Here is a 24942-nt window from a genome sequence, read left to right as displayed (position 1 = left end):
GCTGGCTTGCCTGCGATAGCGGTGGGTCAGTTGGCACATAGGGCACTGATACATCGCTATCGCAGGCAAGCCTGCTCCCACATTTTGATCTTCATCCGGCCCGCGAGATCAGTTGATCAGCGAGCCGCGCAACGAGTGTGGCTGCGCCGCATCGATGTGCACATCGGCAAATTGGCCGATCAGGGTCGGGTTGTCGCAGCGGAAGTTGACGATGCGGTTGTTCTCGGTGCGCCCCTGCAACTCACCCGGGTCTTTCTTCGAGTAATCGGTGACCAGGATGCGCTGGGTCGAGCCGACCATTTGTCGGCTGATTTCGAAACCCTGTTGGTTGAGGCGATGTTGCAGTGCGTTCAACCGCTCCTTTTTCAACGCCTCCGGGGTTTCGTCCAGCAGGTCCGCCGCCGGGGTGCCCGGGCGCTGGCTGTACACAAACGAGTAGGAAAAGTCGAAACCGACGTCTTCAATCAGCTTCATGGTCTGCTGGAAATCTTTCTCGGTTTCGCCCGGGAAGCCGACGATAAAGTCCGAACTGATGCAGATGCCCGGTACGGCGGCGCGCAATTTGCGCAGCTTGGATTTGTATTCCAGCGCCGTGTGGTTGCGCTTCATCGCCGACAGGATGCGGTCCGAGCCCGATTGCACCGGCAAGTGCAGGTGCTTGACCAGCTCCGGCACTTCGGCGTGGGCCTGGATCAGGCTGTCGGAAAATTCCAGCGGGTGCGAAGTGGTATAGCGGATACGTTCGATGCCATCGACGGCGGCGACCACGCGGATCAGCTCCGCCAGGTCGGCCAGGCGCCCGTCGTGGGTCAGGCCGCGGTAGCCGTTGACGTTCTGACCAAGTAGGGTCACTTCGCGCACGCCGTTTTCAGCCAGGTGGATGATTTCTGCCAGTACATCGTCAAACGGCCGGCTGACTTCTTCACCGCGTGTGTAGGGCACCACGCAGAAAGTGCAGTACTTGCTGCAACCTTCCATCACCGACACGTAGGCGCTCGGGCCGTCGATGCGCGGCTCGGGCAAATGGTCGAATTTCTCGATTTCCGGGAACGATACGTCCACCTGCGGCAGCTTGGTGACGCGTGCGGCGTCGATCATTTCCGGCAGGCGGTGCAAGGTCTGCGGGCCGAACACCACGTCGACATACGGGGCGCGGTCGCGGATCGCAGCACCTTCCTGGCTGGCCACGCAACCGCCGACGGCGATCACCATGTCCGGGTTGGCCAGTTTCAATTCACGCCAGCGGCCCAGCTGGGAGTACACACGGTCCTGGGCCCGTTCGCGGATCGAGCAGGTATTGAGCAGGATCACGTCGGCATCTTCGGCACGGGCGGTGACTTCCAGGGCCTGGTGTTCGCCCAGCAGGTCGACCATGCGCGAGCTGTCGTACTCGTTCATCTGGCAACCGTGGGTTTCGATATAAAGCTTCTTGGCCATGGGAATCGTCAACTGGTGGTAAAGAACCGCGCATTATAGGGGTCATGCCCATCGGTTCCTAGCGCTGTGCATCGGGTGCCATGCTATAGTTCGCGCCCTCTTTTATATCCCCATGTGTTCCCCGCCCACCATGACCAAACGTGAAGCTCCAATCTACAAGGTGATTTTCCTCAACCAGGGCCAGGTGTTCGAAATGTACGCCAAGCAGATCTATCAAAGTGATCTGTGGGGCTTCCTGGAAGTGGAAGAGTTCGTCTTTGGCGAGCGCACCCAGTTGGTCGTCGATCCGGGCGAAGAAAAGCTCAAGGCCCAGTTCGAAGGCGTGGTGCGCAGCTTTGTGCCGATGCATTCGATTGTGCGCATCGATGAGGTCGAACGCCTGGGTACGCCGAAGATCAGCGAAGCACGGGGCACGAGCAATGTGATGCCGTTTCCGATGCCGATGCCTGAGAAGTGATCTGCAATTAATTTGTAGGGCGTTTCCGAAACTGTCTCTCAGTGGATGGACATTTTGTTTGAAAGATAGCAAATTTTGTTTATTCAGAGAGGGCATCATGAATATACCAATAATAAGAAAACCTCGAAGTTTCCCCCGTTCAACTGCGTTTAATCACGCCACTCATTAGCGCCAAGTTCCATCACGCCGTCATTAACGAACTGACTTGTTCGGGAGTAGCCCTGTGCGCGATCCTCGCTATGACATTCTGTTTGAGCCGGTACAAATAGGCCCGGTCCGTACTCGCAATCGCTTTTATCAAGTTCCCCACTGTAATGGCATGGGCCATGTACATCCCTCGGCCATGGCCCGGATGCGCGCAGTGAAAGCCGAGGGCGGCTGGGGTGTGGTGTGCACTGAAGAGTGCGAAATCAGCCCGCTGAGCGAGTTCTCCCCTTATATAGAGGCGCGTTTGTGGGATGAGCGCGACATCCCTGCATTGGCCCGCATGTGTGAGGCGGTACACCAGCACGGGTCGTTAGCTGGGGTAGAGCTGGCATTCAACGGTTACTCGGCGCCCAACCGCTACAGTCGCGAAATTCCCTGGGCGCCTTCCAATACCCCGGTGCGCAGTTACGACCCGGTGCAGGCCCGGGCCATGAGCCATGCCGATATCCGGCAATTGCGCGCCCTGCATCGAGCCGCCGCATTGCGCGCCCGGGAGGCGGGTTTCGACATCATCTATGTGTACGCCGGCCACGACCTGAGCGTACCGTTCCATTTCCTCACGCCACGCAATAACCGGCGTACCGACGAATACGGCGGTACGCTGAAAAACCGTGTGCGCCTGTTGCGCGAGTTGATTGAAGACACTCGCGACGCAGTGGGCGATCGGTGTGCCGTAGCGGTCCGCCTGGCGGTGGACGAACAAATGGCCGACGGCCTGAGTCGCGAGGGCGAAGGTGCCGAAACCTTCTCGATGCTGGCAGACCTGCCGGACCTGTGGGACGTCAATGTCGCCGATTGGTCCAATGACAGCGTGACGGCGCGCTTTGCCGGGGAGGGTTACCAGGAGACATTCCTGCTGGGGCTCAAGGCGCTGACCAGCAAGCCCGTGGTGGGCGTCGGCCGCTTCACTTCGCCAGACACCATGGTGTCTTTGGTTCGTCGTGGCGTGCTGGACCTGATCGGCGCGGCCCGCCCTTCGATTGCCGATCCGTTCTTGCCCAAGAAGATTGAAGAGGGGCGCGCCGAGGAAATTCGCGAGTGTATCGGCTGCAATGTATGCGTCAGTGGCGATCACACCAGCACGCCCCTGCGCTGTACACAGAACCCGACCATGGGTGAGGAATGGCGACGTGGCTGGCATCCCGAGTCGGTCAACCATACGCAGCAACCCGGCCGGGCGCTGGTGGTCGGCGCCGGGCCATCCGGGCTTGAGTGTTCACGGATCCTGGGTGCGCGAGGGATGGAAGTGGCCCTGGTCGATAGCCTGCGCACCCTGGGCGGACGTGTAGCGCTGGAAGCCCGGCTGCCGGGGCTGGCGAGTTGGGCGCGGGTGATTGACTATCGACTGGATGCGTTGAGCCGTATGCCGTCGGTGGAGATCTATCGGGAAAGCCACTTGCAGGCTCAGGACGTGCTGGATTTAGCCGCTGAACATGTGTTCATTGCTACGGGTTCCCACTGGCGACGTGATGGCTTGGGACGCGCCTTGCGCCGATCCTTATCGGGCCTGGACAGCCTGCCCGTGCTGACGCCTGATGACCTGATGGCAGGGGCGTTGCCCGCTTCGCCGGTGCTGCTGTTCGATGACGATCACTATTACATGGGCAGCGTGCTGGCCGAACATCTGGTGGCGCGTGGCGTGGAGGTGATATTCGTCACCCCCGCGGCGGACGTGGCGGCCTGGACCCATAACACCCTTGAGCAGCATCGCATTCAGCGTCGTCTGATGCAGTTGAATGTCATGATCGTGCCGTCCCATACGCTGGTCAGCGTTAAGCAAGAGGGCGTTGTAGCGGGCTGCATCTACACCGAACGTACGCGGTTGATCCCAGCTGCAGCCTTGCTGCTGGTCACTTCCCGGGAGCCTGAGCAGGCGCTGTATCAGGCCTTGAACCACTCACCCGAACAGTTACAGGCGGCAGGCATCCGAACGCTCACGCTGATCGGCGACTGTGTGGCGCCCGGCACCATTGCGGCGGCGGTGTATTCAGGGCATCGCATCGCGCGTGAGTTCGATGCGCCGGAGGGCTCGCTGGTAGTGCGCAGAGAAATTCCATTTATAGAGGTGTAGTCAGTCCAACTGTTCAATCAATAACGAGGAATACAATAATGAAAAAAATACTCCTGATGTTATTCACCGCGCTCCTGATTAATACATCGTTGTTTGCCAACGATTACAACGTGATCCGTTTCGCTGCCGATCCCAACTATGCGCCCTTTGCTTATAAAGACAGCACGGGGACTTTGACCGGTTTTGAAATAGATATCGGCAATGCAATTTGTGCACGTTTGAATGTTCGCTGCCAATGGATCGAGAGTGACTTTGACGGCATGATTCCCAGCCTCAACGCCGGCAAGATCGACGCCATCCTCGCTTCAATGACCATCACTGCCGCTCGGCAAAAGGTCATCGACTTTTCCTCGGAGGTGTTTTCCAGCCCCACCGCCATGGTGATGCGCCCAGGCACTGAGCTTTCCACAGGCATGGCCGTCGGCTATTTGCAGGGCAGTACTCAGGAAGTTTATGCCCGGCAAGTGCTCGCTGGGCAGGGTATGAAGGTGGTGGCTTATGCCGATCAGGAGCAAGTGTACGCGGACCTGCTGACAGGGCGTTTGCAGGCATCGCTGCAGGATGCTCAGCAAGCACAGAGCGGATTTTTGCGTTCACCCCAAGGCGTCGGGTTTGTACTGGGGCCGCTGATTGACAGCGAGTTGATGCCGTCCAAAAGCGGCATCGGCGTCGCCAAGGGCAACCACACGTTGAAAGCGCTGTTGGATAAGGGGCTGGCTGCCCTGCACGCCGATGGTACCTATGCTCGCCTGCAAGAGCAGTACTTCCCCGGTGTGAACATGTTCAGCGGCCAATAACCGCCCTCAACGGCCAGCGAGGACACGATCATGCTACCTGCCTTCACTCAATTCGCCGCGTCCCTGGGTGGTTTTTTACCGATGTTACTGCACGGGGTCTGGGTCACCTTGCAACTGGCACTGTTGTCATTGCTGCTGGGGCTGATCCTGGGCCTGCTGGGGGCAGGTGCCAAGCTGTCCAGGGTGAGGGCATAGCGCCTGTGCGCGCAGGTGTATACCACCTTGATTCGCGGGGTACCGGACCTGCTGTTAATGCTGTTGATTTTCTACGGGTTGCAGACAGGCCTGAGTCGTCTGACCAGCGAGTTGGGCTGGGCCTACATCGATATCGACCCTTTCAGCGCCGGCGTGATCACTCTGGGGTTTATCTACGGCGCTTATTTCACCGAAACCTTTCGCGGTGCGTTGCTGGCTGTGCCCCGAGGGCAGTTCCAGGCTGCCAAGGCCCTTGGCCTGAGCTTCAGGCAGAGCTTTTTGCATGTGATATTCCCGCAGATGATGCGATTCGCCCTGCCGGGTCTGGGCAATAACTGGATGGTCTTGCTCAAGGCTACGGCGCTGGTGTCGATCATCGGCCTGGCAGACCTGGTGAAAGTGGCGCAGATGGCGGGCAAGAGCAGTCAGCAATTACTGGCTTTTCTGCTGCTGGCGGCGCTGGTCTACCTGTTGCTCAGCAGTGTTTCAAACGCAGCGTTGCGCTGGCTGGAGCGTCGGTATGGTGAAGGTGTGCAGGGATCATCATCATGATCGAGCTTATCCAGGAGTATTGGCGGCCGTTTATCTATTCCGACGGTCAACAAATCACCGGTCTGGCCATGACCTTGTGGCTGACCAGCGCCTCTTTGTGCCTGGGCCTGCTGTTGGCGTTGCCACTGTCCATCGCCAGGACGTCCGGCCGACGCTGGCTGCGCTGGCCGGTGCAAAGCTTTACCTACGTGTTTCGCGGCACACCGTTGTATATCCAGTTGCTGATCTTCTACACCGGCATCTACAGCATTGGCGCTGTTCGCGAGCAACCGTTGCTGGATGCCTTTTTTCGCGAAGCGCTCAATTGCACGCTTCTGGCGTTTGCCCTCAATACCGCGGCCTACACCACGGAAATACTGGCGGGCGCAATTCGGGCAATGCCACGCGGTGAAATCGAGGCTGCTCGTTCCCTGGGCTTCGACGGCTGGAAGTTGTACGTGCACTTGATCATGCCCTCGGCCCTGCGCCGGTCGTTGCCCTATTACAGCAATGAAGTGATCTTCATGTTGCATTCCACCACCCTGGCGTTCACGGCAACGGTGCCGGATATCCTGAAAGTCGCACGGGATGCCAACGCTGCAACCTTCCTCACCTTCCAATCCTTTGGCCTGGCCGCGGCGCTTTACTTATGCATTACGTTCACGTTGGTCGGCTTGTTCCATCTGGCTGAACGACGTTGGCTGAGCTTTCTTGATTCGAGTCGATAGGGGGCAATATGCAGGCTCACAGGCATGAACTGTTAACGGCTGTGCCAGGTACCACGCGGCATATTCATAGTTTTCATTACGGTCCGGCCAATGCGCCGAGCAAGGTTTACATCCAGGCGTCCCTGCACGCCGATGAGCTGCCGGGGATGCTGGTGTTGTGGCATCTGAAACAGCGGCTGGCGGAACTGGAGGCTGCAGGGGCGTTGCGTTGGCAGGTGGTGCTGGTGCCGGTGGCCAATCCGCTGGGGTTGGAGCAGGTGCTGATGGACGTACCGCAGGGGCGTTTCGATAACGACAGTCGAGAGAACTTCAACCGCTTCTTCGTTGACGTCAGCGAGCAGGTCGGCGACCAGGTACAGGATGTTCTGACCGATGATCCTGCGCATAACCTGCATCTGATCCGTGCGGCCCTGCGGCGAAGCCTTGTCGGGCAGATACCGGCGACCCAGCTGCACTCTCTGCGTTTGGTCCTGCAAACGCTGGCCTGTGACGCCGACAGGGTGCTGGACCTGCATTGTGATTTCGAGGCAGTGCAGCACCTGTACCTGGCGCCCGATGCCTGGCCCCAGGTTGAGCCGCTGGCGCGGTACCTGGGCGCTCGGGCCTGCTTTATGAGCCCGGACGCGGGCGGGCATTCGTTCGACGATTGCTACACCTTGTTCTGGGCACGGATGCAGGCGCGTTTTCCGGGGGCCTTTTCGGCGCCGGGTTTTGCCGTGACCGTGGAGTTGCGCGGCGTGGCCGATGTGGACCACGGGCTGGCGCGGCAGGATTGTCAGGCGTTGATCAACTATCTGACGTTGCAGGGAGGCATTGAGGGGCAAGCGCCGCCACTGCCGGCGTTATTGAGCCCGCCAACACCCTTGGCGGGGGTCGAGCCGGTGGTGAGCCCGGTGGGAGGCTTGATGGTCTTTTGCGCGCAGGTGGGGGACTACCTCGAAGCAGGACAGATCGTGGCGCAAGTCATCGACCCGATCACGGACCGAGTGATTGAGGTAGCGTGTGAGCATGAAGGGCTGTTGTATGTGCGATCAGTACGCCGAATGGCAAGCGCCGGTATGACGATTGCCCATGTAGCGGGGCCCACGGCGTATCGACAGGGCGACCTGTTATCGCCGTGATCAGGGCAGGGGGGAGAAGGGCGAGCGCCCATCGGCGCTCTGCAATTCCTGCAGGTAATTACGGAAAATCTGCCCCAGTACCTGGGTCGCCACTTCCAGTTCATCGCGCTGCATGTGCTCGGCGACCTCATCGGCGGTGTCCAGCGCGTCTTCAGCACCGTTGACCGCAGCCATTTTCAGCACGATGTAGGCCTGCACGTTATTGGCCGGTACGCCTTCGCCCTTGAAGAACATATTGCCGAGCTGGAATTGCGCCTGGGCATGGCCTTGCAGCGAAGCCTTTTCGAAGTAGCTCAACGCTTTGTTGAGGTCGACGGCCGGGTTCTTGCTGTCGTGGTAGAACTCGCCCAACTCGTATTGCGCTTGCGCATCCCCTTCATCAGCCTGTTTCTGGCACGCGCTCAGGGCTTCGGCCTGGCTGTCTGGCTGGGTATTGAGGGTGCAACGACCCATCGCTGGGATTAACAACGAGTTGCCGCCTGCCTGGGCATGTGCCAGCAGCGGCTGAAGGAGCAACAGGCAGCCCAGAACCAGGGTGCGGCCGGTGCGTTTCATGGGAATCGACTTACCTCTGACGGGGCGCGCGGACCCTCGGGGAGTCCAATAAGCGCGCATTATGAAATAAGCAGGCCTCTGCTTACAAAGTCTTTACTCGTTTTTCTGCTGCTTGGGCAAGTTATCTGCCGGATTGCAGGGCAATTCTCGAAAAAACCAGGAAATTTCTGTAAGCAAAGTAGCAAATCTGACGCTGCCTGGGGGGCAACGTCAGAACGAGGGTCACTTATTTCAGGGCGGCAAAGGCGCGTTCGGCAGCATCCAGGGTCAGTTTCAGCTCGGCTTCGCCATGGGCGATCGAGGTGAAGCCGGCTTCGAAGGCGCTCGGCGCCAGGTACACGCCGCCTTCAAGCATCAGGTGGAAGAAGCGCTTGAACAGGTCGGCATCGCTGCCCATCACGTCATCAAAGGTGACGATGTCGTCGGCGCCGCTGAAGTACAGGCCGAACATGCCACCGGCCTGGGTGGTGACAAACGGGATACCGGCGGCGTCGGCGCGCTGTTGCAGGCCATCAAGCAGGCGGGTGGTGTAGTCGGTCAGCTCGGCGTGGAAGCCCGGGCGGCTGATCAGGCGCAGGGTGGTCAGGCCAGCGGCCATTGCCAGCGGGTTACCCGACAGGGTGCCAGCCTGGTAGACCGGGCCCAGCGGGGCGATGTGCTGCATGATTTCGCGCTTGCCGCCGAAGCAGCCTACTGGCATACCGCCACCGATGATCTTGCCGAAGGTGCTCAGGTCCGGCGTGACGCCATAGTGTGCCTGGGCGCCGCCGAGGGCGACGCGGAAACCGGTCATCACTTCGTCAAAGATCAGCACCACGCCGTGCTTGTCGCACTGCTCGCGCAGGCCTTCGAGGAAACCCGGTGCTGGCGGTACGCAGTTCATGTTGCCGGCCACCGGTTCGACGATGATGCAGGCCACGTCCTGGCCGACTTCGCTGAGCATTTGCTCGACGGCGGCGATGTCGTTGAACGGCAGGGTCAGGGTGTGTTTGGCGAATGCCGCCGGTACACCGGCAGAGTTGGGTACGCCCTGGGTCAGCGCGCCGGAGCCGGCCTTGACCAACAGGCTGTCGGAGTGGCCGTGGTAGCAACCCTCGAACTTGATGATGTTGTCGCGGCCGGTGAAACCACGGGCCAGGCGGATCGCGCTCATGGTGGCTTCGGTACCGGAGCTGACCATGCGCACCATTTCCATCGACGGAACGATAGAGCAAACCAGGTCGGCCATCTCGGTTTCCATGGCGGTCGGCGCGCCATAGGACAAGCCGTGTTGCAGCTGCTGGCGCACCGCGTCGAGTACGTCCGGGTGGCTGTGGCCGAGAATCATCGGGCCCCAGGAGCCTACGTAGTCGACGTAGCGCTTGTCATCTTCGTCGGTGACGTAGGCGCCTTCGGCATGTTTGAAGAACAACGGCGTGCCGCCCACGCTCTTGAACGCACGCACGGGGGAGTTCACACCGCCGGGGATGTGTTTCTGGGCATTGGCAAACAGGGTTTCGGAACGGGACATGATGGACGTCTCTCTGAAATCAGATTTTAAGAAGGGCATTGAAAGCACGGGCGCGTCGCGTGACTTCCTGAGTACTGTCGGCGCCGAACAAACCGTGCACCACGGCCAGCAGGTCGGCACCGTGGGTCACCAGCGGTTCGGCGTTGTCCAGGGTCACGCCGCCGATCACGCAGATCGGCAGCTGCACGCGCGTGCGGGCCTCGGCCAGCATTTCAACGGTGGCGGCAGGTGCGCCGGGCTTGGTGGTGGAATTGAAGAAGCGGCCGAAGGCGACATAGCTGGCGCCTTCCTTGGCGGCCTGTTCGGCCAGTTCGATCTGGCTGTGGCAGGTAGCACCGATGATCGCCTTGGAACCGAGCAGCGCACGGGCCGGGGTCAGCGGACCATCGGTCTGCCCCAGATGCACGCCCACGCCCAGGCGCGCGGCGAGTTCGGCATCATCGTTGATGATCAATTGAGTCTTGTAGCGCGAGCACAGTTCATGCAGCTTTTCGGCTTCACGCAGGCGCCGTGCCTCGTCGCTGCTTTTGTCGCGGTACTGCAACAGTGTCACGCCGCCGTCCAGCGCCGCTTGGACGTAGGCGAGGAACTTGCCGGCCAGGAGCTGGCTGTCGGTAATGGCGTAAAGGCCACGTAGTTTCATCGGGCAAGCCCCTTGCTGTGACAAGCGATAAGTTACGAGCAGAAATCCAGCGGCAGCCGGCGCGGCACGAACTGGCCATGGCCCAGTTGCTCGGCGTCACGCAGGGTGCGCCAGGTGTAGTTGAGGGCCGATTGCACCGCGCTGGTCAAACCTTCGCCCTGGGCGATGCGCCCGGCCAGGGCGCTGGCCAAGGTGCAGCCCGAACCGTGATAGCTGCCAGGCAAGCGCTGGCAGGTAAAGGTATGGCGCGTGCCGTCGCGGCTGTACAGGCGGTTGTGCACTTCATGTTCGTCGCCATGGCCGCCGGTGATCAGCAGGTGCTTGATGTACGGCAACAGTTTCTCGGCGCATTCATCGGCAGTGCCGTCTGGCAGTTCGGCCAGGATGCGCGCTTCCGGCAGGTTGGGCGTGGCGATCAGCGACAGGGGCAACAGCCGCTCGCGCATCGCATAGCCGACTTCGTCCTTGCCCAGGCTACCGCCGCCACCGGCGCGCAGCACCGGGTCGCAGACCACCGGCAGATGCGGGTGCGCCTGCAGCAGTTCGACCACCGTATCGACCATGGCGGTGGAACCGAGCATGCCCAGTTTGACGGCTGCGACTTCGCAGTCGCCGAGCACGGCATTGGCCTGGGCCATCACCCACTCACGGTCGAGCACGCGGAAGTCGCTGACATTGACGGTGTTCTGCACGGTCAACGCTGTGACGGCCGGGGCCGCGTGGCAGCCCTGGGCGAGCAGGGCTTCGATATCTGCCTGCAAGCCGGCGCCACCACTGGGATCGTGGCCGGAGAGACAGAGGACAACAGGGCGAGAGCTGTAGATATTCATGGTGCGCGAGCTTACCACCAAACGCTTTTTGCGTGGCCGTCTGACGATGGTTGAAGTGTGAGCGCTGAAGCAGCGCTTTTCTGGCGATTGAAACAGCATGAAAATCCTCTGAAGGCCGCGATGTAGAGCCTTTCAAAAAAATAGTTCAATGGTGTCCAATGGCCTTTAATGGCTATGCTAAAGTGCATTCAAACAACTTACTGTATCGCCGGTGTACGTCTTCTCAAAAGGATGGGGGGCTTTTGACATAACCGGACAGGCCACGCTGGGGCTCTATGCGCTATTTGCTGATCTTTATATTGTGCGGGCTACCCTTGCTCGCCGGCGCCGTCGAGTTCAACCAGGACACGCGAAGCCTGCCGCTGGGCCAGGTCATGCAAGTGCTCGAAGACCCAACCGATGCCCTCACCATCGCCGATGTCAGTTCCCCCGCCTACGCCGCCCAGTTCAAGACCCATGACAAAGCCACCCTCAACGCCGGCTATTCGCGCTCGGTGTTCTGGCTCAAGGTCAACCTGCATTACAGCGCAACAGATCCCCGTGCACCGCGCACCTGGTTTCTGGAGTTGGCTTATCCGCCGCTCAATCGCCTGGACCTGTATCAGAGCGACGGCACCGGTCACTACCGCCTGACCGCCCGCACCGGCAGTGCATTACCGTTTTCCAGCCGTGAGGTGAGCCAGAGCAATTACCTGTTCAAGCTCAACTTTGCGCCCGATCAGCAGCAGACCCTGTACCTGCGCTTGCAAAGCCAGGGCTCGATCCAGGCGCCACTGACCCTGTGGGCGGGCACGGCGTACCTGGAAGAACAACCGCTGCGCTTGTATGTGCTCGGGGCTATTTATGGTGTGTTGCTGGGCATGCTGATCTACAACCTGTTCATTTACCTCAGCGTGCGCGACACCAGCTACCTCTATTACATCCTCTATATTGCATCGTTCGGCTTGTACCAGCTGTCGGTCAATGGCGTCGCGGTGCAGTACTTCTGGCCGAACAACCCGTGGTGGGCGAATGCGGCGGTGCCGTTCCTGATCGGATCGGCGGCATTGTTCGGCAGCCTGTTTGCTCGCAGCTTCCTGCACACCGTGCAGCACAGCCGCTGGATCGACCGGATCCTGCTGGCGCTGGCAGCCTGCGGCGGCGTGGTAATGGCGCTGGCGCTGTTGACCAGCTACGCCGTGGCCCTGCGCCTGGCCACCGGCCTGGCGCTGGTGTTCACCGTGACCATCTTTGTCGCCGCGATCAAGGCCTGGTATTGCGGGCAGCGCATGGCGCGCTACTTCATCATCGCCTGGTCGGCGTTCCTGCTGGGCGGAGTGGTCAATACGCTGATGGTGCTGGGCTACCTGCCCAACGTGTTCCTGACCATGTACGCCAGCCAGCTCGGCTCGGCCATTGAAGTGGCACTGCTGTCCCTGGCCCTGGCCGACCGCATCAACGGTATGCGCGAACAGCAGGCGCAAATCCTCCTCGACGCCAGTCAGAAGCTCGAAGCGCTCAACCAGCAACTGGCCCGCAGTAATCGCCTCAAAGACGAGTTCCTCGCCACCCTGACCCACGAACTGCGCACGCCGATGAACGGGGTGATTGGTTCCCTGGAATTGATGCAGACCGTGCCGTTGGGCGAGGACCTGGCGCAGTACCAGCAAACCGCCGCGGGCTCGGCGCGGGACATGATGCGCATGGTCAACGGTATCCTCACCCTGACCGAGTTGCAGGCCGGTCGGATGGTGGCCCAGCCGCAAGCGTTCAGCCTGCGCGGTGTGCTCGACACCTTGCGCCAGCAGTTCACCCCCAGCGCGCAGAGCAAGGGCCTGGCGTTTTCCATTGATGTTGCCGATGAGTTGCCGGACCGGGTGATCGGCGATGCCGACAAACTGCTCCAATGCCTGGATTGCCTGCTGGACAACGCATTCAAATTTACCCAACTCGGCGCTGTGCGCTTGCGCGTGGTCGGGGTGCCCGAAGGGGAGGGTGCATTGCACCTGAGCTTTATTGTGACCGACACCGGTATCGGCTTCGCCTTTCTCGATGAAGCCACGCTGTACCAGCGCTTCTTCCAGCTTGATGGCTCGATGACTCGCGAATACGGCGGCCTGGGCATTGGTTTGGCGATTTGCCGGCAGTTGATCGAGCTGTTGGGTGGGCGCCTGACCCATCATTCGGAGCCGCGCAAGGGCAGCCGTTTTCAGTTGGAGGTGGACGTCAGCGTGGTGCCTGCGCAACCCAAGCCGAGCGGGCAAGCGCAGCCCAGGCAGCGTGCGCCCCAGGATTGCACTGTGTTGCTGGTGGACGACAACAGCGTCGGCCAGTTGGCGGTGCGTGGCATGTTGCTCAAACTCGGCTACCGGGTGAAAACCGTAGATAACGGCCCGGCGGCACTCGCGGCATTACAAGGCAATCGCTTCGATGCGGTGCTGCTCGATGTACCTGAGGGCGGCTTCTCATTGTGCTGTCAGATTCGTGCACTGCCCGACTGTGGTGAGTTGCCGGTGATCGCCTTGAGTAGCTCAAGTGATGGACCAGAGCGTGAACGCTGCCATGGCATCGGCATGACTGATCGCCTGGCTAAACCGGTGCGGTTCGAAGCCCTGCAAGGGGTGCTGGAGCGTCGCGTGTTGCGCTTGAGTGAGGGCGAAAGCGCCGGGCATTCGGCGGGTATGCCACTGTTTTAAGCGTGAGGTCGGTGCTTAACTGAATTCAAGGCCCCTCTTTCACGTGGCCTTTTTCCAGGAGGCCCGTCATGAACCTGCATCAGTTTGCCGAAACCCACGACGTCACCAATCAGCCACCGTCCCTGGACGGCACCAACCTGTATCGCATCGACTTGCCCCTGCAGCAATGGTCGCGTCGCTTTGGCGCCGGCTGGGCCGAATCGCGTATCGATGCTTACGGCGCGCTGGCCGGAGGGCCGTTGATGGCAGCCGGGTTCCTGGCCAACCAGAACAAACCGGTGTTCAGCAGCCATGACCGTTATGGTCATCGCATTGACCTGGTGGAGTTTCATCCGGCTTATCACGAACTGATGCGCACTGCCGTTGAGCATGGCCTGCCGTCGCTGCCCTGGGCTCACCCGCAGGCCGGCGCCCATGTGGCCCGTGCGGCAATGACCTACCTGCACAGCCAGGCCGAGGCCGGCACCGGTTGCCCGCTGACCATGACCTTCGCCTGCGTTCCGGCCTTGCGCCTGCAACCGGACCTGGCAGATCACTGGTTGCCGAAAATCCTTTCGACCCAATATGACCCACGCAACGTCGGCATTGCCCACAAGGCTGGTGCCACCATCGGCATGGCCATGACCGAGAAGCAGGGCGGCACCGACGTGCGGGCCAACACCACACGCGCTTATCCGGTGGGCGCGGGTGGGCCCGGCCAGGCCTATGAACTGGTGGGCCACAAGTGGTTCTGCTCGGCACCGATGTGCGATGGCTTCCTGACCCTGGCCCAGACCGACAAGGGCCTGACCTGTTTCCTGCTGCCCCGGCACCGCCCGGATGACACGCGCAACGAGTTCTATATCCAGCGCTTGAAGAACAAACTCGGCAACTGCTCCAACGCGTCCAGCGAAGTGGAGTTTCGCGGCGCCCTGGCCTGGATGGTCGGTGAAGAAGGCCGGGGTGTGCCGACCATCATCGAAATGGTCGCCATGACCCGCTTCGACTGCATGGTCGGCTCCAGCGCCTTGATGCGCCAGGCGCTGACCCAGGCCAGCCATCACTGCGCGCACCGCCTGGTCGGTGGCCGCGTGCTCAACCAGCAGCCGCTGATGCAGAACGTCCTGGCCGACCTGGCATTGGAGAGCGAAGCGGCCCTGGCCTTGAGCCTGCGCATGGGGCGCGCCCTGGATCATCTTGATGATGCGCAGGAAGCCAAGTTCGCTCGGCTGGTCACGGCGGTGGGCAAGTATTGGATCTGCAAGCGAGCGCCCGCGATGATCAACGAAGCCGCCGAATGCATGGGCGGCGCCGGGTATGTGGAAGACAGCATCTTGCCGCGTCTTTACCGTGAGGCGCCGGTAAACTCGACATGGGAAGGCTCCGGCAATGTGCAATGCCTGGACGTACTCCGCGCGTTGTCCAAAGAGCCGGGCGTGCTGGAGGTGCTGTTTGTTGAGTTGGGAGATGGCCATGGTGACAAGCAACTGGCGCGGCATATCGAGCAGTTGAAGTCGGCGTTTATGGACACCCAGGACATTCAGTACCGTGCGCGGCAGTTGACCGAGGATATTGCCGTGGCGTTGCAGGCCAAGTTATTGCTGGAGGCAGGAAATGCGGCGGTCAGCGACGGGTTTATCGCCAGCCGGTTGGGCGAATCGTCGGGGCGGGTATATGGCACCTTGCCGCGTGGGGTGGATGTAGAAGCCATAGTCGCGCGCTCAACCCCGGCATCTCCCATATTTTAAGGTGCATTCCAATCCGGTTGTTTCGGTCAGGCCGGGATACAGGCAAGATAAAGGCCTGCAAGTCCAGAACACAGGATGCTTACCGTGACCGAAGCTTTTGTTGTCGTTAAAACCGCCGAAGAAGCCGTGGACCGGCTGGCGGCTCTGCATGAGCAAGCCACCGGCGCGCTCAATCAAGCCCTCAAGCAATACCTCAAGGACCGCGTCGAGCCCGACGCCGCACAACGCGCACTGTTTCGCTACCCGGAACTGCGCCTGACCTACCACTGCCATGGCGAAGTCCCACAGACCACCCGTGCATATGCCAAGGTGCAACTGCCGGGTACCTACAGCGTCACCGTGACCCACCCCGCCGCGTTTCGTAAGTATCTGCTGGAGCAATTGGTGCCGCTGATGCACGACTTCACCGTCACGGTGGAAGTGGGCGTCAGCCAGCAGAACATTCCGTACCCGTACGTGGTGGAGCAGGGCGACGAACTGGCTGGCTCCGGCGTGACCGCCGCGACCCTGGCCCGCGTATTCCCCAGTACCGACTTGTCCGCCGCCACCGACGGCATTGCCGATGGCCTCTACGACTGGGAAAACACCGACCCGCTGCCCCTGGCATTGTTCGACGCGGCGCGCGTGGACTTTTCCCTGCGCCGCCTGGTGCATTACACCGGCAGCGATTGGCGCCATGTACAGCCGTGGATCCTGCTGACCAACTACCACCGCTACGTTGACCAGTTCATCCTGCACGGCCTGGAACAACTGCGCAGCGACCCGCGTTTTATCCGCATGGTGCTGCCGGGCAACGTGGTCATCGACAAGAGCATGGACCACGGCGAAGCCTCGGCGATTGCCGCCGGCGTGGTCTGGCATCGCTACCAGATGCCGGCGTATCACCTGCAAGCCAGTGACGGCCACGGCGTGACCCTGGTGAACATCGGCGTGGGCCCGTCCAACGCCAAGAACATCACCGACCACCTGGCCGTGTTGCGCCCGCACTGCTGGCTGATGATCGGCCACTGCGGCGGCTTGCGCCAATCCCAGACCATCGGCGACTACGTACTGGCCCACGCCTATATGCGCCGTGACGGGATTCTTGACCGCGTGGTACCGCCGAACATCCCGATCCCGGCCCTGGCCGAGGTGCAGTTGGCGCTCCAGCAAGCGGCGGCCCACGTCACTGGCGAAAAAGGCGAAGAGCTGAAAAAACGCCTGCGCACCGGTACCGTGCTGACCTATGACGACCGTAACTGGGAATTGCGCTGGGCTCAGGAACGGCCGCTGATCAACCTGTCCCGCGCCGTGGCCGTGGACATGGAAAGCGGCACCATCGCCGCCCAGGGTTACCGTTTGCGCGTGCCTTACGGCACCTTGTTATGCGTATCCGACAAACCCTTGCACAGCGAGATCAAGCTGCCGGGTTCGGCCAACGCGTTCTACGAGCGTGCGGTCAGCCAGCACTTGAAGATCGGCATAGAGGCGGTCGACCTGTTGCGCACCGAACTCAACTCGTTGCACTCGCGCAAACTGCGCAGCTTCGACGAGCCGCCGTTCCGCTAAGCGGTTGGGATGGTCATTTGGCGGTCAGGCCACTAGCATTGTCGGTCCTGACCGTTAGATGTTCCTTTGCCATGTCCCGTCCTACCCGTCCCGATTCGCGCCGCCCAGGCGTGAAACCTTCGCAGCCTGTTCGGCGTGTCGCCAAGGCGCCACCGGCCGAGCCGAAGCTGATCCTGTTCAATAAGCCGTTCGATGTGCTGACCCAGTTCAGCGACGAAGGCGGTCGCGCGACCCTCAAGGATTTTATCGACATTCCCGGTATTTACCCGGCCGGGCGCCTGGACCGTGACAGCGAAGGCTTGCTGCTGTTGACCAACGATGGCCAGCTTCAGGCGCGCATCGCCGACCCCAAGCACAAGCTGGCGAAAACCTACTGGGTGCAGGTGGAAGGCGAGCCGACCGAAGAACAGCTGCAACGCCTGCGCGATGGTGTCGAACTGAACGACGGCATGACCTTGCCTGCCGAGGCCCGTCAGTTGGATGAGCCGGCATTATGGCCGCGCAACCCGCCGGTACGTTTTCGTAAAAGCGTGCCCACCCATTGGCTGGAATTGGTGATTCGAGAAGGGCGCAACCGTCAGGTACGGCGCATGACCGCCGCGGTGGGCCTGCCGACGCTGCGCCTGGTGCGTGTGCGCATTGGTGACTGGTCTATCGACGGCCTGGATCAAGGCCAATGGAAAGCAGTACCGGCGCGCCTATAAAGCGCCGGACTCGATCAAGCCGATCACCACGCTCTTGATGATGAACGCGGCCACGCCCAGGCCCAGCACGAAAAACAGAATGAATGAGCCAAAGCGCCCGGCCTTGGATTTCTTCGCCAGGTCCCAGACGATGAAGCCCATGAAAATGATGAGGATAGTGACCAGGCCGGTCATCATCCATTCTTCAAACAGGGCGGGGTCGATGTTGTTCATGGGGCTCTTCCAGCAAGACAAGCGAGCAGTATACGGCAGCGTTACAGACGCAACATTGACCTGAGTCGAAGCACAATCCAAATGTGGGAGGGGGCTTGCTCCCGATAGCGGTGGGTCAGTTGATAAATAACTGACTGACACTCAGTCATCGGGAGCAAGCCCCCTCCCACATTTGAATCTCTGTGTTCTCAGGTGCGCAGGTGAGTCAGGGGCAGTTCGGTGCTGTTGAGTACCTGGTTGAGCACAAAGCTGGAACGCACGCTGGTCACGCCTTCGATGCGGGTCAGATGGCCCAGCAGCAGTTTCTGATAGTGATCCATATCCGGTACCACGACCTTTAGCTGATAGTCCGCATCCATCCCGGTCACCAAACTGCACTCCAGCACTTGCGGCAGGGTGCGGATGGCGGCTTCAAAATTCTCGAAACGCTCCGGCGTGTGCCGGTCCATGCCGATCAATACGTAGGCCGTAAGGCTCAGGCCAAGCATCTTGCGATCCAGCAGGGCGACCTGGCGGGCGATATAGCCGTCGTCTTCCAATTGCTTGACCCGGCGCGAGCAGGGCGAAGGCGACAGGCCGATGCGTTCGGCCAGCTCCTGGTTGGAGATCCTCGCGTCGCGCTGCAATTCCGCCAAAATACTCAGGTCGTATCGGTCAAGCTTGCTCATTGGGTTAGCCTTTGTCGTAACTATTGCGGTGAATTATCCATGAAGGGTTAAAAATTGCGCAAGCACTGTTTATTGACGCAATCTTCGCAATCATCTGTCCGCCCGGCACGCCTATGATTACCAACAGAATCACCGCCTGGACAACAGTCCACAGCAGCGCGCCCAATCAGGCCCGCTGCGGCCGCCGCCCCAGCAGGGTTGAGCCGGCCTCCAGGCTGCACACTGTCCACAAGACGGCGTGAGGTGAGCCAACGTCAAAAGCGTTGAGCACGGACGAAATTCTCAAGGGGTGGCCGACGGGTCACCCCTTTTCTTTTGCCTTGAGAAAATAGTGCCCACGACTGATAACCTGCGTGAGAACCGGGTGAGGCTTTTCCAGTCTCATGTGTAGGCCCTAATCCGCAGTGAGGAAAAGCATGAAGCGCATCTGGCGTATGGCAGGTGTTGGTTTGCTGGTGGCAAGCGTCGGCACGCAGGTAATGGCCGACGAGCGCGATAACTCACCGGGCCCGGGTCAACGGCCTGAGCACAATCAGCCACGTCCACAAAACCCGCAGGATGATCGCGGCGGCCAGCACGAGGGTGGCCAATGGCAAGGTCGCCCGCAAGGTCATGAGCCAGGGCGACCTGCACCGCAACCTTCCAATAACCTGCCGATCCAGGGCCGGCCCGATACGGTGCGCCAGACCCAGGAACCGCGCCAGGGTTATTACCGTGATATCCCCAGGCGCCCCGATGACAATCGGCATTGGGAGGCTGGCGGCCCCGGTTCGCGTCCGGGTAACGATCGCCCCGGTGATAACCGCTGGCCAGGCCGCCCCGACGGGCATGGCAACGGCTGGGGCCCGGGCCCGCAATATCGCCCTGGTTATGTCATCGACCGTTTTCCCGACCGCAATTACCGCGTGCCTTACCGTGGCCAGGACTATTTTTTCTCCGGCGGCTACTGGTATCGCCCCCAAGGCCCACGCTACGTGGTGGTGACGCCACCCTATGGCATCCGCGTGCATTACCTGCCGGACTATGCGCGTGAAGTATGGGTAGGGGGCTCGCTGTTGTTCCTCGCCGCTGGCGCGTACTACGCCTATGAGCAAAGCACCCAGCAATACGTGGTGGTGCAGCCTCCTGCGCAAGTGCCATCGCCCCAGCCGGCGCCGCAAGGCAACGGCTATGACGTAGTGGCCTACCCTGCCAACGGCCAATCGCCGGCGCAGGTGCAGCAGGACGGCTACGACTGTTATCGCTGGGCGGCGCAGCAAAGCGGCTTCGACCCGCGCACCGTCACCTACGCCCCGGACCCGGCGGTGGTGCAAACCTACCGCCAGGCCCAGGGCAACTGCCTGGGCAGTCGTGGGTATCAGGTGCAGTACTAGGTTTTGTTGCCGGTGACCACTTCCAGCGGGTCGGCGTGCACCAATACTTCGGCTTTCGGGTATTCCCGGTGAATGGCGTCGGCGGCCTGGTCGCTGATGCCGTGAGCTACCGACAGCGTCAATTCCCCCGGCAACTCCAGGTGCAGCTGCACAAACCAGTGGTTGCCGGAAACCCGCGTACGCAAGTCGTGGGCACCCAGCACGCCGGGTACGCCACGAGCCAGTTCCAGCATGTGCTGGCTGACATCTGGCGGTAACTCTTCGTCCATCAACACCGCAAAGCTTTCCCGGGCGATCTGGATCGCGCTCCACAGAATGTAGGCGGCGATACCCAGGCCAAACCAGGCGTCGACCTGATGAAAGCCAAAACCGGCCAACACCAGCGCAATCAGGATGCTGCCATTGAGCAGCAAGTCCGAGCGGTAGTGCAGCGAGTCGGCGCGCACCGCGTTGGAGCCGGTCTCGCGCACCACGCGGTGTTGCAGCATCAGCAGGGCCACAGTCAGCGCCAGCGACAGGATAATCACGCCAATGCTCAGCCACGGTGCGCCGACCGGCTCCGGATGCTTGAGCCGTTCAAAGGCCTGGAGTGCAATCAGCACCGCACTGCCGGCGATAAACAAGGCTTGCGCCATGCCCGCCAGCGACTCCGCCTTGCCATGCCCATAACGGTGATCGTCATCGGCCGGGCGCAAAGCGTAATGCACGGCCAGCAGATTCAACAGCGAGGTCACGCCGTCGAGCAGCGAGTCGGTCAGCCCGGCGAGCATACTCACCGAGCCGCTGAGCCACCAGGCGATGGCCTTGGTGATAATCAGCACACAGGCCACGCCCACCGAGGCGCGGGTGGCCAGGCGCAAAAGCCTGGCGTGTTCGGGGCTGCTGGTCATGGGCTGTCCTTACGCGGCGGGCTGCAGGCCCAGGGACGCGAGTTGTTGCACACTGCCCTTGAACTGGATCAGGCGCGGATCGTCCAGCGGCAAGCTGCGGCCGGTTTCCTTCTCAATGATGCTTTGCAGCTTGGCATTGTCGACCTTGCCGTCGGCGCCGATGGCTTCGTGCAATTTCTCGGGCGCGACCTGGGCGGTCTTGCCGGGTTCGTAGTAGATCGCGCCCGTGGCGAAGTCGACGCCAAACGCGATCAGGCCCGGGATCACGTAGAACAGCAGGCCGACGGCGTCGAGCACGGCAATGGCTGGGTCGATCTTGCCGTCGATCTGGCCACGGCGGTCGGGGTAGAAAATCGAGCCGCAGGCGGTGAGTTGGCTCAGCAGGGTGACGGCGAGGACACCGCCGATGACGCGGGAAGCGATACGCATGAAAAAGTCTCCTGAACACGATTTAAGGGTGACTATAAGCCAGATCTGCCAAACGCTTATGAACCAATGTGGGAGCTGGCTTGCCTGCGATAGCGTCGGTTCGGGGAATACAGCGGTGACTGTCACACCGCTATCGCAGGCAAGCCAGCTCCCACCTTTGACTGCATTCCCAGTCCAAAGAGTGGGTATTTTGAGACCAGCATCGGCATCCGGCAGTTCGCCGTTATACTCGCCGTCCTGTCTGGACGCCAATGGTGTTCAAGCTTTTCTGTTTGCAGACGAAACACTGTGCAGTTTACAAAAATCAAGGAAGGATGATGACTGAAGAGCAGCAGGCAAACACACTTTATAACCGGACTTTTTGTGAAGATCTGAAAGCTTTTTTCGTCGAATACTCCAGTTTGTTCCTGGTGTATTTGTTGTTTTCCATGGCGTTGATTTACTGGGGCACTTGTCTGAAACCCGAAGTTGGCGAGCTCTTGAACAAAGCTTACGGTGAAGGACTGGCACCTATTTCTATCGCAGTACTAATGGTCATAACCTGTCTGATCATCGGTATCACCCGTCTTATTGCACCCGTTTCATATGCAGCAAAGGAGCATTGGCTGGTGATCATGGCCTTGGCCCTGACGAAATTCATGATCAGCTTGATGGTTACTTATTACGCTTACCTGTTGGGGTTTCTTGCTGCCTGCAGGTTGCTTGAATTTCCCGTCGACATTGTGCTGTGGAAAGGGGCTTTTATTTTTCCGCTCTTTATATTTTTCATCCACTGGGCTGCGCCGCGAGTGTTCTTTGACTCGTTTCATTCAAATGTCGATTTGGATATTGTTTTAAGTCTTGGGACCCTTGGCGTCGGGGCCATCGTGGTTTTTGTGTGTCTCTATCAAAAACCTGAAGAGAGCTCCGACGAAAAGCAGGACGTCAACTCGATGGTCATGTGTTGGTATGGACGACCCCTACATTAGGCAGTCGCCGGATCGGTTACGCCTCTTAACTGCGCGGATTGCCAGAGAACCCTTATGAATTCGTTGCCGATCGATGATGTTTTACCCGCCCTGCGTGACGCCTTGGCGCATCGCCATGAAGCCGTGCTGGAAGCGCCGCCCGGTGCCGGTAAAACCACCCGCGTGCCGTTGGCCTTGTTGCATGAGCCGTGGCTCGCCGGGCAAACCATCCTGATGCTCGAACCCCGGCGCCTGGCCGCACGGGCCGCCGCCGAAAGACTGGCCAGCGAACTGGGCGAAAAGGTCGGAGAGACCGTGGGCTACCGCATTCGTCTGGACAGCAAAGTCGGCCCCAACACGCGTATCGAGGTGGTGACCGAAGGCATCCTCACTCGCCGCCTGCAGGACGACCCGGCATTGGATGGCGTGGGCCTGTTGATCTTCGACGAATTCCACGAGCGCAGCCTCGACGCCGACCTCGCGCTGGCCCTGAGCCTTAACGGGCGCGAGCTGTTTCGCGACGACCAGCCGCTGAAAATCCTGCTGATGTCCGCCACCCTCGAAGGCGAGCGCCTGGCGGGCTTGCTGGATGACGCGCCGATTCTGCGCAGTGAAGGGCGCATGTTCCCGGTGCAGATGCGCTGGGGCCGGCCGTACCAGGCCGGTGAGTTTATCGAGCCGCGCGTGGTGCAAACCGTCCTCGAAGCCCTGCATGACGAGACCGGCAGCGTGCTCGTATTTTTGCCGGGGCAAGCGGAGATTCGCCGGGTCAACCAGCAACTGGCCGAGGCCCTGGGTGATCGCCCGGATGTGCTGTTATGCCCCCTGCACGGTGAGCTGGACCTCAACGCCCAGCGCGCCGCCATCGACCCGGCGCCGGCCGGCAAGCGCAAAGTAGTGCTGGCCACCAACATCGCCGAGACCAGCCTGACCATCAACGGCGTGCGCGTGGTGATCGACGCCGGGCTGGCGCGGGTGCCACGTTTTGACCCGGGCAGCGGCATGACGCGCCTCGACACCCAGCGCATCTCCCGTGCCAGCGCCACCCAGCGCGCCGGTCGGGCAGGGCGGTTGGAACCGGGGGTGTGTTATCGGTTGTGGTCCGAAGACCAGCATGACGGTTTGGCCGCCTATGGCAGTGCGGAAATTCTCGCCGCCGACCTGGCCGGGCTGGCCTTGCAACTGGCGCGCTGGGGCGTGACACCCAGCCAGTTGGTTTGGCTGGACATCCCACCGACTGCCGCCTATGCCCAGGCTCAGGAGCTGTTGCAACGCCTGGGTGCATTGAACGAAGCAACCCTCACCGCCCATGGCCAGAAGATGGCCGAGCTGCCGGCCCACCCGCGTATTGCCCATCTGTTATTGCGTGGCCAGGACCTGGGGCTGGCTGCCATGGCCTGTGACGTGGCAGCCCTGTTGGGCGAGCGCGATATCCTGCGCGGCGGCGGTGCCGACTTGCACAGCCGCCTGGCGTTGATGGCCGGTGAAGAACGCGCACGCGGCACTCAGGGTGGCGTGCAGCGCGCCAAGCAGTTGGCACGGCAATACCGTGGCTACCTGCGCGGCAAGGCGACCCAGCCGGTGGACAATCCCGACCACCCGCGCTGGCTAGGCGCCTTGCTGGCACTGGCCTACCCGGATCGCGTCGCCCAGCAACGTCGCCCCGGTGGCGCTGAATATCGCCTGGCCAATGGCCGCGCGGCGCTGTTCGCCGAAGCCGACAGCCTGATGAAACAACCCTGGCTGGTGATCGCCGACCTGGGCAGCCGCCAGGGCCAGCGTGAAGAACGCATCTACCTGGCGGCAGATTTTGACCCGGCGTTGTTCGACACGGTGCTGGCCGAGCAAGTGTGCAATGTCGACCAACTCGACTGGGACGAACGCGAAGGCGTCTTGCGTGCCGAGCGCCAACGCAAAGTCGGTGAACTGGTACTCAGCCGCGAACCGTTGACCGGCCTCGACGAATCCGCCCGCAGCCAGGCGCTGGTCAACCTGGTACGCCGCAAAGGCCTGGAACTGCTGCCCTGGACTCCGGAACTGCGTCAGTGGCAAGCCCGTGTGATGCTGCTGCGCCAACTCGATGCGGGCAACACCAGCGAGTGGCCCGACATCAGCGACAAGGCGCTACTGGCCAGCCTCGAACACTGGTTGATGCCTTACCTGGGCAAGGTCTCGCGCCTCAGCCATTTCGCCAACCTGGATATTTCCAGCTACCTGCACAACCTGTTGCCCTGGCCATTGCCCCAACGCCTGGAAGAGCTGGCGCCGCAGCATGTGAAAGTGCCGTCGGGGTCATCGGTACGCCTGGACTACAGCGAGCAGCCGCCGATTCTGGCGGTGCGCTTGCAGGAATTGTTCGGGCTGGCAGACACCCCGTGTATCGCCGGCGGGCGCCTGGCCGTGAAGTTGCACCTGCTGTCCCCGGCGCGGCGGCCGGTGCAGGTCACGCAGGATCTGGCGAACTTCTGGCGCAGTACCTACGCCGAGGTGAAGAAGGATTTGAAGGGGCGGTATCCGAAGCATTACTGGCCGGATGATCCGTTGGTGGCCGAAGCCACAGCACGGGCAAAACCTCGAGGCACCTGAGCAGTAATGGCAGCGCGCCATTAGCCCATCCGCCCTAATTGTGCCTGTCCGAGCCGCCTCCTAAAGTGGCGGCCCGAACAATAACAAGTTGCTGCCTGGC

Annotated in this window: 21 protein-coding genes and 1 pseudogene; 13 read left to right on the top strand and 9 right to left on the bottom strand. The window is 61.1% G+C overall.

What is annotated here, in order from left to right:
• Positions 1 to 108: 108 nt before the first annotated feature.
• Positions 109 to 1437 carry a tRNA (N6-isopentenyl adenosine(37)-C2)-methylthiotransferase MiaB gene (gene miaB / locus IH404_RS24870; protein ID WP_005791718.1) on the bottom strand — a complete coding sequence of 443 codons (1329 nt, stop codon included), beginning with the start codon at positions 1435 to 1437 and terminating at the stop codon, positions 109 to 111.
• Between the two features lie 130 nt (positions 1438 to 1567).
• On the opposite strand from miaB, the gene IH404_RS24865 reads away from it, so the two are divergent.
• The 6 genes and pseudogenes from IH404_RS24865 (at position 1568) to IH404_RS24840 (ending at position 7544) form a co-directional block, all read left to right on the top strand.
• Entirely contained in the window at positions 1568 to 1894 is a 327-nt protein-coding gene (locus tag IH404_RS24865) for a DUF1820 family protein (protein WP_003194436.1), read from the top strand.
• Positions 1895 to 2117: 223 nt separating this feature from the next.
• The gene (locus IH404_RS24860) at positions 2118 to 4172 is read left to right on the top strand and encodes an NAD(P)-binding protein (RefSeq protein ID WP_194439317.1); all 2055 of its coding nucleotides are present in this window, start codon (positions 2118 to 2120) and stop codon (positions 4170 to 4172) included.
• A gap of 38 nt (positions 4173 to 4210) precedes the next feature.
• A complete protein-coding gene (locus tag IH404_RS24855) occupies positions 4211 to 4969 on the top strand; it encodes a transporter substrate-binding domain-containing protein (RefSeq protein ID WP_032803725.1) in 759 nt (252 codons plus the stop codon).
• A 30-nt stretch (positions 4970 to 4999) separates the two neighbouring features.
• A pseudogene (locus tag IH404_RS24850) lies at positions 5000 to 5716 on the top strand (ABC transporter permease subunit).
• Positions 5713 to 6423 carry an ABC transporter permease gene (locus tag IH404_RS24845; protein WP_005791709.1) on the top strand — a complete coding sequence of 237 codons (711 nt, stop codon included), beginning with the start codon at positions 5713 to 5715 and terminating at the stop codon, positions 6421 to 6423. Before IH404_RS24850 ends, IH404_RS24845 begins: the two are co-directional and overlap by 4 nt.
• An 8-nt stretch (positions 6424 to 6431) precedes the next feature.
• On the top strand, positions 6432 to 7544 hold the full coding sequence (locus tag IH404_RS24840) for a succinylglutamate desuccinylase/aspartoacylase family protein (protein ID WP_005791707.1): 1113 nt from the start codon (positions 6432 to 6434) through the stop codon (positions 7542 to 7544).
• On the opposite strand, the gene IH404_RS24835 is transcribed toward IH404_RS24840, so the two are convergent.
• The 4 genes from IH404_RS24835 to IH404_RS24820 form a co-directional block, all read right to left on the bottom strand.
• Positions 7545 to 8099 carry a tetratricopeptide repeat protein gene (locus IH404_RS24835; protein WP_005791705.1) on the bottom strand — a complete coding sequence of 185 codons (555 nt, stop codon included), beginning with the start codon at positions 8097 to 8099 and terminating at the stop codon, positions 7545 to 7547.
• 226 nt (positions 8100 to 8325) lie between these two features.
• Entirely contained in the window at positions 8326 to 9609 is a 1284-nt protein-coding gene (gene hemL / locus IH404_RS24830) for a glutamate-1-semialdehyde 2,1-aminomutase (protein ID WP_005791703.1), read from the bottom strand.
• Positions 9610 to 9628: 19 nt separating this feature from the next.
• Positions 9629 to 10252 carry a thiamine phosphate synthase gene (gene thiE / locus IH404_RS24825; protein ID WP_005791702.1) on the bottom strand — a complete coding sequence of 208 codons (624 nt, stop codon included), beginning with the start codon at positions 10250 to 10252 and terminating at the stop codon, positions 9629 to 9631.
• Positions 10253 to 10284: 32 nt separating this feature from the next.
• Positions 10285 to 11082 carry a hydroxymethylpyrimidine/phosphomethylpyrimidine kinase gene (locus IH404_RS24820; protein ID WP_194439315.1) on the bottom strand — a complete coding sequence of 266 codons (798 nt, stop codon included), beginning with the start codon at positions 11080 to 11082 and terminating at the stop codon, positions 10285 to 10287.
• Between the two features lie 275 nt (positions 11083 to 11357).
• Between IH404_RS24820 and IH404_RS24815 the strand changes: the two genes are divergently transcribed.
• The 4 genes from IH404_RS24815 to IH404_RS24800 all read left to right on the top strand — a co-directional run bounded on the left by IH404_RS24815 (position 11358) and on the right by IH404_RS24800 (position 17736).
• Positions 11358 to 13757 (top strand): hybrid sensor histidine kinase/response regulator, encoded by a 2400-nt coding sequence (locus IH404_RS24815; RefSeq protein ID WP_005791698.1) that lies wholly within the window; start codon positions 11358 to 11360, stop codon positions 13755 to 13757.
• A 68-nt stretch (positions 13758 to 13825) separates the two neighbouring features.
• Positions 13826 to 15484, top strand: a complete 1659-nt coding sequence (locus tag IH404_RS24810) for an acyl-CoA dehydrogenase family protein (protein ID WP_005791696.1) — start codon at positions 13826 to 13828, stop codon at positions 15482 to 15484.
• Between the two features lie 75 nt (positions 15485 to 15559).
• The gene (gene amn / locus IH404_RS24805) at positions 15560 to 17032 is read left to right on the top strand and encodes an AMP nucleosidase (RefSeq protein WP_164699529.1); all 1473 of its coding nucleotides are present in this window, start codon (positions 15560 to 15562) and stop codon (positions 17030 to 17032) included.
• Positions 17033 to 17103: 71 nt separating this feature from the next.
• Positions 17104 to 17736: a pseudouridine synthase gene (locus IH404_RS24800; RefSeq protein ID WP_005791693.1), complete on the top strand. Its 633-nt coding sequence runs from the start codon at positions 17104 to 17106 to the stop codon at positions 17734 to 17736.
• On the opposite strand, the gene IH404_RS24795 is transcribed toward IH404_RS24800, so the two are convergent.
• Entirely contained in the window at positions 17731 to 17940 is a 210-nt protein-coding gene (locus tag IH404_RS24795) for a DUF2788 domain-containing protein (RefSeq protein WP_025999909.1), read from the bottom strand. The genes IH404_RS24800 and IH404_RS24795 overlap by 6 nt on opposite strands.
• 197 nt (positions 17941 to 18137) lie before the next feature.
• The gene (locus tag IH404_RS24790; protein WP_003194418.1) at positions 18138 to 18617 is read right to left on the bottom strand and encodes an Lrp/AsnC family transcriptional regulator; all 480 of its coding nucleotides are present in this window, start codon (positions 18615 to 18617) and stop codon (positions 18138 to 18140) included.
• A 416-nt stretch (positions 18618 to 19033) separates the two neighbouring features.
• Between IH404_RS24790 and IH404_RS24785 the strand changes: the two genes are divergently transcribed.
• Positions 19034 to 19990, top strand: coding sequence for a DUF6515 family protein (locus IH404_RS24785; protein WP_194439313.1), 957 nt, complete (start codon positions 19034 to 19036; stop codon positions 19988 to 19990).
• Here IH404_RS24785 and IH404_RS24780 read toward each other — a convergent pair.
• Together IH404_RS24780 and IH404_RS24775 are read right to left on the bottom strand one after the other, a co-directional pair.
• Entirely contained in the window at positions 19987 to 20880 is an 894-nt protein-coding gene (locus IH404_RS24780) for a cation diffusion facilitator family transporter (protein ID WP_005791687.1), read from the bottom strand. The two genes, IH404_RS24785 and IH404_RS24780, sit on opposite strands and share 4 nt — an antisense overlap.
• A gap of 9 nt (positions 20881 to 20889) precedes the next feature.
• Positions 20890 to 21309: a hypothetical protein gene (locus IH404_RS24775; protein WP_005791686.1), complete on the bottom strand. Its 420-nt coding sequence runs from the start codon at positions 21307 to 21309 to the stop codon at positions 20890 to 20892.
• Between the two features lie 317 nt (positions 21310 to 21626).
• Here IH404_RS24775 and IH404_RS24770 point away from each other — a divergent pair, with 317 nt between their 5' ends.
• A complete protein-coding gene (locus tag IH404_RS24770) occupies positions 21627 to 22277 on the top strand; it encodes a hypothetical protein (RefSeq protein WP_005791684.1) in 651 nt (216 codons plus the stop codon).
• 54 nt (positions 22278 to 22331) lie between these two features.
• A complete protein-coding gene (hrpB, locus tag IH404_RS24765) occupies positions 22332 to 24842 on the top strand; it encodes an ATP-dependent helicase HrpB (RefSeq protein WP_194439311.1) in 2511 nt (836 codons plus the stop codon).
• Positions 24843 to 24942 lie beyond the last annotated feature (100 nt).

The organism is Pseudomonas sp. OST1909, from assembly GCF_015277575.1.
In the GTDB taxonomy this organism is placed as follows: domain Bacteria; phylum Pseudomonadota; class Gammaproteobacteria; order Pseudomonadales; family Pseudomonadaceae; genus Aquipseudomonas; species Aquipseudomonas synxantha_A.
This window is presented reverse-complemented; position numbering and strand designations above follow the sequence as displayed.